Raw genomic sequence first — 15827 nt, 5'->3', positions numbered from 1 at the left:
CAGGGATATACCGCTCCCCCAAGGGTAGAGGCGGTAAAGCCAAAGCAAGAGTGCATGTATGAACGCCGTTGAAATCGAAGAAGCCATTTCGGATCTGGCCGCCGCGCCATTCGATCGGGAAGAGTTCGCGTTCCAGTTCCTGCAGGCTTTCGGGAACAAGCCCCCAGCGATCAAACGCCTGCGCAACAATTCCAACAGCGATATCCCCGGCGCGGTTCTGCAGAAGAACAACATTCACATGGCGGTCTGTGACGCGGGTCAGACCGCTGAAACACTGACTGCCTTGCGCGAGCATCCAAAGACCGCGCGTAGCAAGTGCAAGTTCATTCTGGCGACCGATGGCGAAACGCTTGAAGCCGAAGACATGAACAGCGGCGAGCATGTCGCCTGCGCGTATTCTGATTTTGCCGACCATTTCGGTTTCTTCCTGCCACTGGCGGGCATTTCTACCGTTGCGCAGATCAAGAACAACCCGATCGACATTCGGGCGACCCGCCACCTGAACAAGCTGTACGTCTCGCTTCTGTCAGAAAACCCGGACTGGGCGACGGCCGAACGCCGGCAGGATCTGAACCAGTTCATGGCGCGCCTGATCTTCTGCTTCTTTGCAGAGGATACAGGTATCTTCTTCGGCGAGGATCTGTTCACCCGCACCATCATGCAGATGAGTGAGCCGGATTCATCCAACACGCATGACGTGATCAGCGAACTTTTCCGGGCGATGGATTTGCCATTGGATCAACGCGAGGCGGCGGGCGTGAAAAGCTGGGCGGATGCGTTTCCCTATGTGAATGGCGGCCTGTTCGCAGGCACGCGGGACGTGCCGAAATTCTCGAAGATGGCCCGCGCGACCTTGCTGGCGGCCGGCGGCCTGAAATGGACGCAGATCAATCCCGATATTTTCGGTTCGATGATTCAGGCCGTGGCTGACGAGGGGGAGCGCGGCGCGCTGGGCATGCACTACACGTCTGTGCCGAACATCATGAAGGTTCTGGGGCCGCTGTTCCTGGATGACCTCAAGCAACAGCTGGAAGAGGCGGGGGACAATTCCCGCAAGCTGCTCAACCTGCGCAAACGATTGTCACGCATCCGTGTGTTTGACCCCGCCTGCGGATCCGGCAACTTCCTGGTCATCGCCTATATCCGGTTGAGGGAGATTGAGGAGGAAATCCTCCGCCGTCGAGACAACAAGGCAGATGACCCGAAATCCGTCATCAAGCTGACCCAGTTCTACGGCATCGAGATCAATTCCTTCCCGGCGGAGATTGCGCGCCTGGCCCTGCTGATCGCGGAGTTCCAGTGCAATGTGCGCTTCATCGGCCAGCAGGAGGCCGTGCTGGACATACTCCCGCTTCATCAGACTGGAAACATTCATTGCGGCAATGCGCTGCGCACGGATTGGCTTGAGGTCTGCCCGCCGTCTTCGACGGTATCGAACGAGTCCGGTCTTGATGATGAACGAGGCGGGGCGGCCGAACGGGCGGCGGCTTCGGATATATGGGAGACCTACATCTGTGGGAACCCGCCCTATCTTGGCTCCACATGGCAGAGCAAGGAACAGAAGGAAGACCTCGAGGCTATCTTTGACGGGCAGGTCAAAAGCTGGAAGTCGCTCGACTATGTGGCGGGCTGGTTCATGAAGGCTGCCGATTTCGGTCAGCACACCGATTGCACCGCCGCCTTTGTGTCCACCAATTCGATCTGTCAGGGGCAGCAGGTGCCGATCCTCTGGCCCGCGATCTTTGCCACCGGCCAGCATATCAGCTTTGCCCATACCTCGTTCAAATGGGCCAACCTTGCCAGCCATAATGCGGGCGTCACGGTGGCGATCATTGCCATCTCCAACACAACGAGCCAGACACGCAAGCTTTACAGCCTGAATGCTGAGGGTGAGGCCGTGATGAAAGAGGTAGAGAACATCAATGCGTATCTGGTGGCCGCGCCGAATATAATTGTACACCCTATCGCGAAACCACGCGATGAACGCGGATTGATGGAATGGGGAAACAAGCCAACTGATGGTGGAAACTTCTTTTTCACTTCGGATGAGAAGACTGGACTATTGGAGCAACACCCCGACGCATCGAAATTCCTCCGGCGATTTCTAGGAGCGCAAGAGTTTATCCAAGGGAAAGAGCGTTTTTGCCTTTGGATCACTGACTCCGAGCGCAAAGAAGCGGAGACGTTTCCCGAAATCAAACGTCGTATCAACGGCGTTGCGGAGATGCGCGCTTCCAGCAAAGCTGCTGAGACACGCCCCGCGGCGCAATTTCCTCATCGTTTTCGACAGATTCAATCGATGGCAAAGAGGCACTCAATCGTCGTGGCACGAGTCAGCTCGGAGCACCGAGACTATCATCCGGTTGGACTCGTAGACGACACCTCCATCATCGGAGACCGAAACTTCGCCCTCTACGACGCCCCGCTTTGGAACATGGCGCTGATTGCGTCGCGCCTGCATTGGGTCTGGATCGGCACGGTCTGCGTGCGAATGAGGACCGATTTCAGCTATTCCAACACCCTCGGCTGGAACACCTTCCCCGTCCCCAAACTGACCGCGAAGAACAAGGAAGACCTGACCCGCTGCGCCGAGGATATCCTGCTGGCCCGCGAGGCGCATTTCCCCGCCACCATCGCCGACCTCTACAAACCCGATGCCATGCCCAAAAACCTCCGCGCCGCCCACGAGCGCAACGACACCGTGCTCGAAGAAATCTACATCGGCCGCCGATTCCGAAACGACACGGAACGCCTGGAGAAGCTGTTCGATATGTACACCAAGATGACAAAGAAGGGGGCCGCGTGAGTGATCAGGGTGCCATTTTAGCCGGCATATTCGGCATTGGGGGCGTCGTCATTGGCAGTGTTCTGACTATTGCAAAGGACAGTCTTTCAGATCATTTCAAGAAGAAGCAAAGCGCGAATTATGCAGCCATTCATATTGTCTGCGTGCTCGACGAATTTTTTGATAGCTGTGTCGATGTCGTTGGAGATGATGGAACAGAAGGCGGCCAATCGGCCGGGGGAACCGAATATGGCGAGTCATACTTGTTGCCACAGGTCAAACCCCCTTCACCCCCGCGATATCCACACGATATTGACTGGAAAAGTGTAAAGGCGGGTTTGATGTACAGAATATTAGCTCTGCCGAATGAGGTAGAGGAAATAAGGCAATATCTTGCGGACTATAGGAAGCACGATTGGCCTCCAAGCCGAGATTACTTTGACGAACGGCAAAAGGCATATGCGCGCCTTGCTCTGAACGTCCTAAAAATTGCTTCGGAGATACGGAAAACCTACGGCATCCCGGCCAGGCCTGTTCATGATTGGCAGGAGGACTGGAGTGCAGAAACTTGGCTCGGACAGCGATTGTCCGAAATTGAAGACAGAGGCAAGGGCGCGCGCAGTCGCGTAGAAAAGGGAGCAGCAGATGGAAGCGCGCAACAAGAAAATTGAAGACTGGTTTTCCATGATCAAGCAGGGGCAAATCGTACTGCCCCGGTTCCAGCGCCACGAAGCCTGGCGGCCTGCCCAGGTCGTCGGCCTGCTGGAGAACATCCTGCGCGATCCACCCCTGCCCATCGGCGCGCTGCTGACGCTGGAAGTCGGCGACAAGGAACTTTTTCACTCCCGCCCAATCGTTGGGGCCCCGGCGCCTGAAGGCCGCCCGTCCATGCACTTGCTGGATGGCCAGCAGCGACTGACCGCGCTGTGGCGCAGCCTGACGGGCGACTATCCAAACCTTGATATCTTCGTCGCCATTGCGCGCGCCGAAGATCCAGAGACCGAGAATGCTGACGCGCCGGCGATCGAAGCCGTCAAGCGCTGGGACCGGAACGGTGTACGCCAGCCGGTCTGGCCCGACAGCCCCGTCGAAGCGTTGAAGCGTGGCCTGGTACCGGTCACGGTTTTTCGTCCGGGGTCGGAAGGAGAGACGGAATTGGATGCCTGGGAAGAAGCTGTTGAGGATAGTAAACTGCTCACCCGACGGATCACGCGCCGCATCGAGGCCTTGCGACAGCGCGTTGCAAAGTACGACATTCCATTCCTGTCGCTGGATGTGAAGACAGGGCGGGAAACGGCACTCGATGTTTTCATCAAGATGAACACGTCGGCCTCGCCCCTTAAAGATTTCGACATCGTGGTCGCGCAACTCGAAAGCGCCACGGGCGAGTCCCTGCACGACATGGTGGCCGAACTGATCGAAACCGTTCCGGCTGCCAGGGAGTATGGCAGGATCGAGGATATTATCCTGTCGGTCGCCGCCCTGCTGATGGAGCGCCCGCCGCTCAAGAAGACTTATCTCGATACGGCGTTCGGCGAGGACTTCTCCAGCGTTTGGGAGCGGCTGAAGTTCGGTTTCAGACATGGCATAGACTTCCTCCGGTCCGAAGCCATATTGAACGAGAAGTGTCTGCCAAGCGATGTCGCCGTCTACCTCACCTGCGCCCTGTGGGCCGACGTGCCGGAACACGGTGTCGATGCTGGAGGCAATGCGCGCGCCCTAATCCGGAAGGCGCTTTGGCGAGCCAGCTACACGGCGCGGTACGGTAAGACTTCCGCCACGCGGTCCTTCGCGGATTACAAGGTGTTGAGACGGATGATCGCGGGTGAGGACGCCGGGCCGTGCGAACTTTTCGACGAACAGTTTTATCCTCTTCCCGTCGAGGAGGAGCTCGTACTGGCTGGCTGGCCGGGCCGAAAGGATCGTCTCCCACGTGCGATCCTGGCCACCGGTTTGCGCCGGGGCGGGTACGACTTTGCCGACGGCGCGCAGATTACGGCGACCAATTTTTCCAATCGCGAGTACCATCATCTGTATCCGGTCGGTATCCTGGGTGGTGATCGCACCGACGAACGGGTCAATCGGGCGCTGAACTGCGCGCTGATCACCTGGGCCACCAATCGACGCGTTGGCGCCAATACACCCCAAGACTACATTCGTGCGCGTGCGGAGGCCGCGTCGCTTGGCGAGGACGTCGTCCGGCAGCGACTCGAAAGCCACGCCGTGCCCTATGATGCGCTGGTTGCCGGCGACTATGATGCCTTCCTTAGGCGTCGGGCCGAACTGATCGCCATAGATATGCACAAACTTTGTAATGGGGAGGTTCCGGCATGACTTCCGATCGTGATGCTCCGTCCGTCTCCGTCACCTATGCCCAGACAGGCGCGTCAACCAAGTCCAATGAGCTGGGCATGCGGGTCATGCAGGAGCGGGCCTATGCCAAGCGCGGCTATCAATACCTGTTGATCAAGTCGCCTCCCGCTTCCGGAAAATCCCGGGCGCTGATGTTCATCGCGCTCGACAAGCTGCAAAACCAGGGTCTGAAACAGGCCATCATCGCGGTGCCGGAAAAAAGCATCGGTGGCAGTTTTTCCGATGAACCATTGAGCAAGTTCGGCTTCTGGGCGGATTGGAACGTCGAATCCCGCTGGAACCTCTGCAACGCTCCCGGGCCGGATGATGAGCCGCACGGATCCAAGGTAAAGGCCGTGGGCAAGTTTCTCGCCAGCGACGACAAGGTTCTGGTCTGCACGCATGCGACGTTCCGCTTCGCGGTGGAAGAACTGGGCATCGAAGCGTTCGACGATCGCCTGGTTGCCATTGACGAGTTCCACCATGTCAGCGCGGCGGACGACAATGTCTTGGGACGCCAGCTGGGCGCTTTCATTGATCGCGACCGGGTGCATGTTGTGGCCATGACAGGCAGCTATTTTCGGGGCGATGCCGTGCCTGTCCTGTTGCCGGAGGAAGAGGCGAAGTTCGAAACGGTCACCTACACTTATTTCGAGCAGCTGAACGGGTACGAACACCTGAAGGCGCTCGATATTGGCTATTACTTCTATACAAAGCGCTATCTCGATTCGATCATGAATGTGCTTGATCCGGACAAGAAGACCATTCTGCACATACCGAACGTCAATGCGCGCGAAAGCACGGGCGACAAGTATCGTGAGGTGAATGAAATCCTGCATGCCCTGGGGGAGTGGGAGGGCCGTGAAGCGGAGACCGGTTTCCACCTCGTTCGGCGGCCGGATGGCCGTCTGCTGAAGATCGCGGATCTGGTAGAAGACGATTGCAAGGAGCGCACCAAGGTCGTATCGTCGCTGAAGAACCCGGCCGAAAAGCACAATCGAGACCTGGTCGACATCATCATTGCTCTGGGCATGGCGAAAGAGGGGTTCGACTGGATATGGTGCGAACATGCTTTGACGGTGGGGTATCGTTCCAGCCTGACGGAAGTCATTCAAATCATTGGCCGGGCCACGCGCGATGCGCCGGGCAAGTCCGTCTCGCGATTCACGAATCTGATCGCTGAACCCGATGCCAGCGATGAAGCTGTTGCTGAAGCCGTGAACGATACGCTGAAAGCCATTGCGGCGAGCCTGCTGATGGAGCAAGTGCTTGCGCCCCGCTTCAATTTCACCCCGAAAAACAGCGGTCCGATCAAGGATTTCGACTATGGAGAGGGCGGCTATGACGAGACGAAGCCAAATATCGGCTTCAACGAGGAAACCGGCCAGTTCCATATTGAGCTCAAGGGTCTCGTAGAGCCCAAGAGCGAAGAGGCAGCCCGTATCTGCAAGGAGGACCTCAACGAGGTTATCACTGCCTTTGTTCAGGATACGCCCGCTGTGGAAAAGGGACTGTTTGACGATGCGCTTGTGCCGCAGGAATTGACCTTGCAGCGCATGGGCAAGATCGTGAAGGACAAGTTTCCTGATCTTGATGATGAAGATCAGGAGGCGGTGCGCCAACATGCCATCGCGGCGTTGAACTTGACTCAGAAAGCTCGCTCTATGGCAGAGGGGCGCGATACGGGGCCGGAAGAAAAGGCAAACACCGCGCTAGTTGACGGTATCCGGAACTACGCAATGAGCGTGCGGGAACTGGAAATCGACCTGATCGACAGCATCAATCCATTCGAGGCGGCCTACAAGATTCTGGCCAAGTCCATGGATGAGAAGCGCTTGCGCGCCGTAGCCGAACGGATCGCTGCGCGCCGTGTGAAACTGAGCCATGAAGAGGCAAGGGAACTTGCCCTGCGAGCGCTCCAGTTCCAGAAAGAGCGTGGCACGGCACCTTCCCTGACGTCTCAGGATGCCTGGGAGCGGCGTATGGCCGAAGGGGTTGAGGCATTGCGGCGATATCGGGAACAGGAGTTGAGCCGTGACGCATGAGCTGAGCGACGATGATATTCTCAAGACACTCGGCGCGGCGCCGGAGCCGAAGAAAAAGGCCGCGCGTACACCGCGGGAAGAGCGGGTCATTGCGGGGTTCGAGGATATCCAGAAGTTCCATTCGGAACATGGCCGCCTGCCACAGCATGGAAGCGACCGCGACATCTTCGAACGGATATATGCAACACGACTTGATGCGCTTAGGCGGCAGGCGGAGTGTCAGGCGATATTGAAGGAACTCGATACGCACGGGTGGTTGGAGGATTCCAAAGGCATGGAGAACGAGGGGGAAATCGATGATGACACCTTGCTCTCGGCGTTGGACGCTCAGGCTGCCACTGATCAAGACGACATTTCAACGTTGAAGCATGTTCGCACCCGCGCGGAAATCAATGCTGCTGACGAAGTTGCGCGCCGGTCTCCTTGCAGGGACTTCGAGAAATTTGAGCCCCTTTTCGATCAGGTTCGACAAGATCTGGAGTCGGGTGCACGGGAAACTCGCGTGTTCGAATTGAAATCAGAGATCGATACAGGTCGCTTCTTCATCGTGGGGGGGCAAATCGCATATGTCGCCGAGAAGGATATGGAGTATACGAATAATCAGGGCAGACGAGACGCGCGCCTTCGCGTAGTCTTCGACAACGGCACTGAAAGCAATATGCTCATGCGGTCCTTGCAGCGTTCTTTGCATAGCGAGAATGAAGGAGGTGCTCGGACCGGTCGTCGGATCACGGAACCGGTAGCGGGACCTCTGTTCGCGAATGTCGCTGATGTATCCGACACGGAATCTGGCACTATCTATGTGCTTCGGTCATTGTCCGAGCATCCTGACATTCAGAAAAACCAAAAACTGCTTCATAAAATCGGCGTCACGGGAAACGATGTTCAGGCGCGCATCGCCAATGCGAAGCTGGATGCAACCTTCCTGTTGGCGGAAGTTGAAGTTGTCGCGACCTACAAGCTGTACAACATTAACCGGAACAAGCTGGAGAATCTGCTTCACCGGTTTTTCTCGCCTGCCAGACTGGATATCGAAATTGCCGATCGTTTCGGAAACCCGGTGAAGCCCCGAGAGTGGTTTCTCGTTCCATTGGCGGCGATTGAAGATGCAGTTAAGCTTCTGCAGTCAGGTGAAATCGCTAAATGCAGCTATAATCCAGAAACAGCACGTATCGAACTGGCCCCATAATGACGATGATGCTGATCCAACATGAAGTGCGAAGCATATGAAGAATGCCTATCTTAGACCCGACCGTTTATCTGATGTGATTGCCGGCATAACGACGCTCGGAACCTACAAGTTCTATAAGTTGGATTTTAAAAGCTGGTCAGACAGAATATGCGGGGATGAAGATCGAGAAAAGCATTGGGAAGCGATATTGAGGGAACATCCCGAATTTTTCCGGGTGGATCGCGGGGGTAAGAATGCCTCGTTGATATGGCGACGCCAGTTCCCGAAGACCTATCATGTCGACCAAAGGATTGATCTGCCTCTTCCGAATGGGGAGCGGCACCATGAAGATGGAGAGCGTCTAAGCCGTAGGCCGCTTGAGCCAGCTGAAATTACGGCGCTGATCAATGTTGCTACCAATCTCCATGATCGTGCACTGGAGCAGCACAAGGCCCGGCGATGGTGGATTCCTCTATTCACGGGTATCTTGGCTTTGATAGGCGCTGTAATCGGTGGATGGTTGTCGAGTGGGGCATCCTAGTGTGGGGTGAAATTCTGAGCCTACCACACTGCCCATAAGGGCCAATTACGCGGGTATATTTGCGGGTATTATCCAATTGATGAGAAAAATAGTTATTATAAATCATGGAACTAGTCGCATAATTTGATGCCTCTTCTGGCACCAGGTATTTCGGTTGGCCGTCCTGTGGGGCGGCCTTTTTTGTGGGGTCAGGGGGCGGCGGTCAGGTCGCGATAGGTCCCGGGGGTCTTGCCCGCCCAGCGCTTGAAGGCGCGGGTGAAGGCGCTCTGTTCGGAAAACCCTGTCAGGAAAGCCACTTCCGCAATGGAATAGCGCGTGTCGGCGAGAAAGCGCTCGGCCGTCTCGCGCCGCGCCTGGTCCACCAGGGCCTGGAAGGTCAGCCCCTGGTCCGACAGCCGGCGCTGCAGCGTCCGGGCGCTCATGCCGAGATCCGAGGCAACTTGCGCCAGCGACGGAATGCCATCGGTCAGCACATCGGCAATCTGCAGCACGACCTGCCGGTCCAGCTGGCGATCCCCGGACTCGGCCGGCAGCATTCCCTCGGCCTGGGCGCTCAGGAATTTCCAGATGCTCTCGTCGCCGACCAGGTTCGGCTTGTCGAGCCGCTCGGCCGGGATGATCAGTGCGTCAATGTCCGCCCCGAAAGTGATCGGACAGCGAAAGTGTGCCTCCAGTAGCTCCCGCGAGCCGGCCGGTTCCGGGTGGCAGAACTGTACCGCGCCCGGTTTCGAATTCGGGCCGGTCGCCTCCCGGCACAGCGTGACATAGGTGGCCAGCGCGCCCTCGCTCGACAGGTCCAGGCCGAGGCGCGGCGTGTCCGGCCGCCGGTGCGTCCACCAGAATGTGTCGCCCTTGTCATACAGTTTGAACGTCGAGGCCGTATTGTAGGCGCGCGCATGGCGGTCCATCCGCAGGAAGGACTGGCGCAGCGTCGGTGCCGATTTCCAGGCCAGGCCCACAGCGCCGAAATCGGAGCAGGTGGCCGACATGCTGACGCCGAGCAGGAAGCGGATATCCGGTGTCTCGGTCTCGGCGATGGTTTCCAGCAAGCTGTAATAATTGGCGGCGTGGATCATGGCGGGCGGCGGGCCGGCCGATGGCGACGGGTCGAGTCCGGCCACACGGCACAACATGTCCCGATCCATCCGGTCGCTGAGCCGCTCAATGATCCTCAATACGAAGACGGTTGAAACTGTTGCCATCTCCCGCGCGCTCCCCGCTTTGGCCTTCCCGCCAAGGGCGCGATCCCCATCGCACCTCACGCTTTCACATTGCGCCAAAGGGATTGTCGCGTCCAGTCAACAGGATGTCGCGACCGGTCAATACGCTCATCGTCGCCCCTCATACGATGAGTACAGATCAGCTCAGGGTGACGCTCCAGACCGGGAGTATCTCCCCGCCGGGCTGGCAAACTGGACCACCAGACCCAACAGCCGCGAGGAAAAAGACCCATGTTGAATTCACCCAGTACGCCACAAGCGCTTCTCAAGTTCATCGCGACGGCCACGGCTGTCATTGCCCTGATCGGCGTTGCAGCCGAAGCCGAGAGCCAAGGCGCCCGCCCGGCGTCGGCCAAGATGCCGCCGGTCAATGATGGCTTGCCCATGCCAGGATTTGTGGTGACCACGGATGGTACGGCCATCGTTGTCACCGATCCGCAAAATGATTTCCTGTCTCCTGACGGCGTCACTTGGGGCGTGGTCGGGCAAAGCATCACGGAGAACGGCACCGTCGAAAATATCGGCGATCTGTTCGCGGTTGCCGAGCAAACCGGCATGCCCGTATTCGTCTCTCCGCATTACTATTATGAGCACGATCATGAGTGGCTCTTCGAGGGCACGCTCGAGACCTTGATGCACTCCATCGGCATGTTCGACCGTCCATCCGCCTTGAACCTCGAAGGATTCGAAGGGTCTGGTGCTGACTGGCTGGACCAGTACAAGCCCTATATCGAGAATGGTGAGACGGTGGTGACCAGCCCGCACAAAGTCTATGGCCCGGATAGCAATGACCTTGCGCTCCAGCTGCGTAAAGCCGGCATCAACAAGGTCATTCTTGCAGGAATGTCATCAAATCTGTGTACGGAGTCCCACATGCGCAGCCTGATCGAATCAGGTTTCGAGGTCATGGTTGTGACTGATGCAACGGCCGGAGCCATCACAGAGCACTACAACGGCTATGACGCATCCCTCACCAATTTTCGAATGATTGCCAGTGCCGTTGATAACACCGCCAACACGGTGAAGGCGATCAGATCCGCCTACAAGAAATAAGCTTCGGAGCCATCTTTCCTGCGCCCTCTCCCCGGATGGCTCCCTTGGCGCCCAGTTGAACTCACCCACCCACACCCATCAGCTGGGCGCCCTCTTGTTTCGTCGGCGGATATTTGCGGGCCTCCCGCCGCCCGAAAATGCGTACTCCTGCGCGCAGCCCCTGAACCATCGGCCTGTTCCGCCAGATGACTGGCATTCACCCCTCAAGGATATCTGACATGACCAAGAAACTTTATCTCACTGGCATGGCCATCGCGATTGCGATGTCGGCCTCAATGCCCGCTTTCGCAGAAGACGAATACAATGTGTCGAACGGCGTAACGACAGCGGGCGTTCCCCTGGGCCTGCACGGCGTCGACGCAGTCGCCCTGACCACCTATAACGCAGTCGCCGAAGGCGACGCCGCGCATACGGTTGTTGAAGATGGCGTCGCCTACTATTTTGCATCTGCGGAATCGGCTCGCAAATTCAAGACTGATCCGGCGCGCTTTGCCCCGCAATATGGTGGCTTCTGCGCTTATGCTGTCGCCCTTGGCAAGAAGTTCGACGGTGATCCTCACTATGCAGACATTGTCGATGGCAAGCTCTACCTGTTCGTGAACGCAGACGTCTTTGAAAAATACAAGAAAGACAAGGTGAAGATTCTCAAACGCGCTGAAAAGACCTGGCCGTCGATCCAGCACAAGGCTGTTGGTGATCTCTGATCCTTTCATTGGCGGCCGGGCGGTGCGTCCGGCCGCATTCTTTCCTTCAGATATTTCAGGAGCCCCATATGCGCCCCCCTTTACCTCCTTTCACAGTGCAAACGGCTATCGAGAAAGTCCGCCTCGCCGAAGATGCGTGGAACGGGCAGGATCCCGAGAAAGTGTCGCTGGCCTATACCGAGGATAGTATCTGGCGAAACCGCGACCTCTTCATCAATGGTCGCGCCGAAATCGTCAGTTTCCTGACTGCCAAGTGGCGGCGAGAGATCCAGTATCGATTGATCAAGGAGTTGTTCGCCTTTTCTGACAACCGGATTGCTGTGCGATATGCGTACGAATTTCACGATCGCACCGGTCAATGGTACCGGGCATATGGCAACGAGAATTGGGAGTTCAGCGAGTCTGGCTTGATGCAACGACGGCATGCCAGCATCAACAACCTTCCCATCTCGGCAGGTGAAAGAAAGTTCCGCTGGCTGATGGGCCGTCGTCCTGACGATTATCCCGGCCTCAGCGAGTTGGGGCTGTAGGGTAGGCACCGAAGCCGCCCTAATCCCCGACGATCACCTGTGTCAGGCGGTCTGTGTACTTGCCAGCGGGGGCGTGAGTGGTGTCGGGGCGGATCAGGATGCCCAGCCGGTGTTGCGAGCTGGCGGCACTCTTGACCAGTGCGGTCTCTGCGCCCGGCGCAGGTGCCACCAGCTTGCCATCGATGCGCAAGTCATAGGCGATTCCCGTGGGCGTGAACTCGTGACGCAGCTCTCCGCCATTCTGTGACAGAAGATAGATGGAGTAGAGCGTGTTGGCGTCCACAGCGAAATCGACCGATTTTTCCAGTCCCTTCCTCATGGGACCAAAATCGAGCGGCCAGTGCACGTCTAGTGCATTGTCTGAACTCTGCCTCAATCGTTTGTATTGTGAGTATCTATGTTTCCAAGCATGTTCAGCGCGCTGATGAGAGCGTCCCATTGCGCTGCCCCAAGCTTTGCCTTGAGCGCCGTTTGGGCATCATTCCATCGGGTGACGATGTCGGTCAGCAAGGCACGTCCCTGATCGGTCAGGCGGACATGGCGCGCGCGCAGGCCCTCTGGCGTGAAGGTTTCGACCTGGCCTGTACGTTCAAGCGCCGCGATGTTTCTGACCATGGTTGTGCGCTCGGTGCGCATGCGCGCTGCGAAATCGGCGACGGAGGTATCTTGCAGATAGTAGAGCTGCATCAAAAGAGAGGCCTGTCCGGGAGCGATGCCGGCTCCGTCCAGATAGGCACCGTAATGACGGGCAAGCGCGCGATTTGCGGCGCGGGCCGCCTCGGCCATGCACACGTGAGGGCTGTGGCGGAGGTCTTCCAGCAGCGGGATCTTGTCTGTCTTGTCCGTCAGCATGACGCGTGTCCTGCACTGATTTTCTAGGTCGTCGATGATTGGGGGATTTACCGCGACGCCATTAAGTGTGCATATACACATAACTTGAATGAGAAGACCAGAGGTCAAGAAGGAGGCGTGACATGGCGCATTTGGACAAAAGCGTCGCGATTGTGGGGGCGGGCGACTATATTGGCTCGGCCATTGCGAAAAAATTCGCGTCTGAGGGGTATTTGGTCGTGGCAGGCCGGCGCAATGGCGACAAGCTTGAGCCTCTGGTCGCCGAGATAGAGGCGGCCGGTGGCAGGATCTCGGCCCGATCTCTGGATGCGCGCGAACCAGAAGATGTCACCGCTTTCCTTGCCGAAGCGGACGCGTTGGCACCGCTCGCCCTTACCATTTTCAATGTGGGGGCCAATGTGAATTTTCCCATACTTGAGACGACGGATCGCGTGTTCCGCAAGGTCTGGGAGATGGCCTGCTTCGCCGGCTTCGTGACGGGGCGCGAATCTGCGCGGCTGATGCTTGAGCATGGGGAGGGCAAGATCTTCTTTACCGGTGCAACCGCAGGGCGACGCGGGGGGAATGGCTACGCCGCCTTTGCCGCGGCCAAGTTCGGATTGCGCGCCGTTGCCGAATCCATGGCGCGCGAACTTTGGCCCCGGCATATCCACGTGGCCCATCTCATCATTGACGCTGGCGTCGATACCGAATGGGTGCGCGAACGGATCAGGCAGGCAGGTGGGCCGGACAACCCGCCGGGCCTGATGCCACCCGAAGCCATCGCGGATGCCTATTGGCAATTGTTCCAGCAACCGGAAACAGCCTGGACCTTCGAACAGGAAATCCGTCCCTATGGGGAGACATGGTAGTATGTGTCAAACGGCGGATGCGAGTTGATTGGTTGCCGCCGACCCATGCGGATCGAACATCCGAGACGAATACGCGCTACTGGGCCTGCGTTCTCGCGAGCCCCGCCTTCTCGTCTCCCCTTTCCAGTTCAGCCTCGAATTTGGTGATGTATTCGTGCAGCCACGGCAAAAACCCGTCGCCGTCTGCTTTTCCCGCTCTGCTATTCGCCTCTGCGTCCAGGAAAAATCCGTGTGCCGACAGAACGTCTTTTTCTACCTGTACAACAAAGAATGGAGATGGTCGCAATTTCCTGTCTACTACTTTCTTGGGTCTGATGACTTCCGGTACATCAACGCATTCTGTGTCAAATTCGAATGGCTCCGAGTTATCCGTCTCTTTGGCCTGAGTAGAAACAAGCACATGATTCTCTCGCTTTCTCTTTGCAGGCGGAACATTCTTTGTGCTGGTGTTTGGTTTTGGGCAATAGATGAGTTTCACCCTGCCGTGACAGAAGGATCCTGTAAGCGTTACCTTCTTTGTTTCTCCGATACATGGGCTGTCTAATTTGACGAGTTTATGCGTAACAAACTGTGGGGAATGACCTATAGTGCGACGTCTTTGTGCGCTTTGATAGGGATCGTTAAGGCGGCCAAAGGATTCGGCAATTGCGAAGGCGGACCTAGTTGCCCAGTCGCCTTCCGACTGGATAACAAGCATTTGGGGCAAATGAGACTCAACAAATCTCCGGTCAGAATATCGAAACTCGTCGATCGATTTGTATGACGCCGCCTCGAGCGCAGGGCTGATCATCAGCACAAGATCGGGTCCTCTTGGAATAGCCGCATACGGTGCTGTCTTATCGATCGGGTAGGCACGTTGGACATTGTAGGTAAACCTTGGGGCCATCGCACCATAGAGAACCCGTGCGCCCATACTGTGGCTCATGTATATGAGCTTGGTATCGGATCGTTTGGTCCCGGTCTTTGTGCTTGGATCATTGCACATCTCTGAGCTAGCCGGACACTCCTGTCCGATAATGTTCTCCATTGCTCCAAACAGCCGAGCCACTTGCGCGCTCCGGGCCAACTTGTCAGCACCGGAACGCCGGCTCCAATAATCCAGATATGGGATACCTGAGCGCCCCTTCCAGCTAACGAAAACACCTATGACCACCGCTGAATCTTTATCTGTGCGCTCGCGTTCCATTCTTTGCCGCTCGCGCAAAAACTCGCGGAATTTGTGGAGGTCCTTGCCGCCCGTTTCTTGTTGGGTGGGAAACTTCCCGTAGTTGTAAGCCTTGTTATTCTCTTTCCCGGAATCGTTTCGCCATCCATGTATGTAGACGAAGACAACGCGTTTCTTGTCATTGGTGTTGATCAGCGCATGTAGCACCCGGCTATAGTCACACCGGGAGACGAGATCGCCGCCTTCACTGTAGCGTACAATTATCGGGTCGATGTGTGAAAGATGCTCTTCTTTTGGATGTGGTGTCCATTTTTTGTTGCGGTCCTCCAGGCCGAACTTATCCTCGGCACCAGGATTGGCATCATCTTCGTCGGCGAGGGGACCGGACTGAATCAAGCTCTTTTGATCTGGGTACTTGCTGTAGAGATATTTGTCATAATCTTCGCAGGATGACATGGTTGCGGTGGGAGCGCGGTAGGCCGTGAGGCAGGCCGACAGGCATGACAAGAGTACCACAATGGTCAGAAATTGTATCAGTCGCATAGTGAAATCCCTTCG

The 15827-nt window shown here is 57.1% G+C and carries 14 protein-coding genes; 10 read left to right on the top strand and 4 right to left on the bottom strand.

Annotated features, from left to right (window positions below; translation table 11 throughout):
• Positions 1–58 precede the first annotated feature (58 nt).
• Genes CFA77_RS12860 through CFA77_RS12835 form a run of 6 tightly spaced genes read left to right on the top strand, consistent with a single transcriptional unit; the run spans position 59 to position 8894 of the window.
• Complete coding sequence (locus CFA77_RS12860) at positions 59–2806, top strand: DNA methyltransferase (RefSeq protein ID WP_206991041.1); 2748 nt, start codon at positions 59–61, stop codon at positions 2804–2806.
• On the top strand, positions 2803–3456 hold the full coding sequence (locus CFA77_RS12855; RefSeq protein WP_206991040.1) for a hypothetical protein: 654 nt from the start codon (positions 2803–2805) through the stop codon (positions 3454–3456). The genes CFA77_RS12860 and CFA77_RS12855 overlap by 4 nt, the downstream gene beginning before the upstream one ends.
• Positions 3431–5119 (top strand): DUF262 domain-containing protein, encoded by a 1689-nt coding sequence (locus CFA77_RS12850; protein WP_206991039.1) that lies wholly within the window; start codon positions 3431–3433, stop codon positions 5117–5119. Before CFA77_RS12855 ends, CFA77_RS12850 begins: the two co-directional genes overlap by 26 nt.
• A complete protein-coding gene (locus CFA77_RS12845; protein ID WP_206991038.1) occupies positions 5116–7182 on the top strand; it encodes a DEAD/DEAH box helicase in 2067 nt (688 codons plus the stop codon). Before CFA77_RS12850 ends, CFA77_RS12845 begins: the two co-directional genes overlap by 4 nt.
• On the top strand, positions 7172–8371 hold the full coding sequence (locus tag CFA77_RS12840; protein ID WP_242517358.1) for a GIY-YIG nuclease family protein: 1200 nt from the start codon (positions 7172–7174) through the stop codon (positions 8369–8371). Before CFA77_RS12845 ends, CFA77_RS12840 begins: the two co-directional genes overlap by 11 nt.
• Before the next feature lie 37 nt (positions 8372–8408).
• Positions 8409–8894, top strand: coding sequence for a hypothetical protein (locus tag CFA77_RS12835; RefSeq protein WP_206991037.1), 486 nt, complete (start codon positions 8409–8411; stop codon positions 8892–8894).
• A 188-nt stretch (positions 8895–9082) separates the two neighbouring features.
• Here the strand turns inward: CFA77_RS12835 and CFA77_RS12830 are convergent, their stop codons facing one another.
• Positions 9083–10096, bottom strand: coding sequence for an AraC family transcriptional regulator (locus CFA77_RS12830; protein WP_206991036.1), 1014 nt, complete (start codon positions 10094–10096; stop codon positions 9083–9085).
• A 249-nt stretch (positions 10097–10345) separates the two neighbouring features.
• Between CFA77_RS12830 and CFA77_RS12825 the strand changes: the two genes are divergently transcribed.
• From CFA77_RS12825 to CFA77_RS12815, 3 genes are all read left to right on the top strand, one after another.
• The gene (locus CFA77_RS12825; RefSeq protein WP_206991035.1) at positions 10346–11167 is read left to right on the top strand and encodes a cysteine hydrolase; all 822 of its coding nucleotides are present in this window, start codon (positions 10346–10348) and stop codon (positions 11165–11167) included.
• Between the two features lie 218 nt (positions 11168–11385).
• Positions 11386–11871 (top strand): YHS domain-containing (seleno)protein, encoded by a 486-nt coding sequence (locus tag CFA77_RS12820; protein WP_206991034.1) that lies wholly within the window; start codon positions 11386–11388, stop codon positions 11869–11871.
• Positions 11872–11939: 68 nt separating this feature from the next.
• Entirely contained in the window at positions 11940–12401 is a 462-nt protein-coding gene (locus CFA77_RS12815; RefSeq protein WP_206991033.1) for a nuclear transport factor 2 family protein, read from the top strand.
• A 19-nt stretch (positions 12402–12420) separates the two neighbouring features.
• On the opposite strand, the gene CFA77_RS12810 is transcribed toward CFA77_RS12815, so the two are convergent.
• Positions 12421–12720, bottom strand: coding sequence for a hypothetical protein (locus CFA77_RS12810; RefSeq protein ID WP_206991032.1), 300 nt, complete (start codon positions 12718–12720; stop codon positions 12421–12423).
• Positions 12721–12773: 53 nt separating this feature from the next.
• Entirely contained in the window at positions 12774–13253 is a 480-nt protein-coding gene (locus tag CFA77_RS12805) for a MarR family winged helix-turn-helix transcriptional regulator (RefSeq protein WP_206991031.1), read from the bottom strand.
• A 122-nt stretch (positions 13254–13375) separates the two neighbouring features.
• Here CFA77_RS12805 and CFA77_RS12800 point away from each other — a divergent pair, with 122 nt between their 5' ends.
• A complete protein-coding gene (locus tag CFA77_RS12800) occupies positions 13376–14104 on the top strand; it encodes an SDR family NAD(P)-dependent oxidoreductase (RefSeq protein WP_206991030.1) in 729 nt (242 codons plus the stop codon).
• A gap of 76 nt (positions 14105–14180) precedes the next feature.
• Here CFA77_RS12800 and CFA77_RS12795 read toward each other — a convergent pair whose 3' ends face one another.
• The gene (locus CFA77_RS12795; RefSeq protein WP_206991029.1) at positions 14181–15812 is read right to left on the bottom strand and encodes a hypothetical protein; all 1632 of its coding nucleotides are present in this window, start codon (positions 15810–15812) and stop codon (positions 14181–14183) included.
• Between the last annotated feature and the right edge of the window lie 15 nt (positions 15813–15827).

The organism is Hyphomonas sp. KY3 (genome assembly GCF_017309975.1).
In the GTDB taxonomy this organism is placed as follows: Bacteria; Pseudomonadota; Alphaproteobacteria; order Caulobacterales; family Hyphomonadaceae; genus Hyphomonas.
Note: the sequence above shows the minus strand (reverse complement) of the source record. Positions and strands in the feature narration are given on the sequence as shown.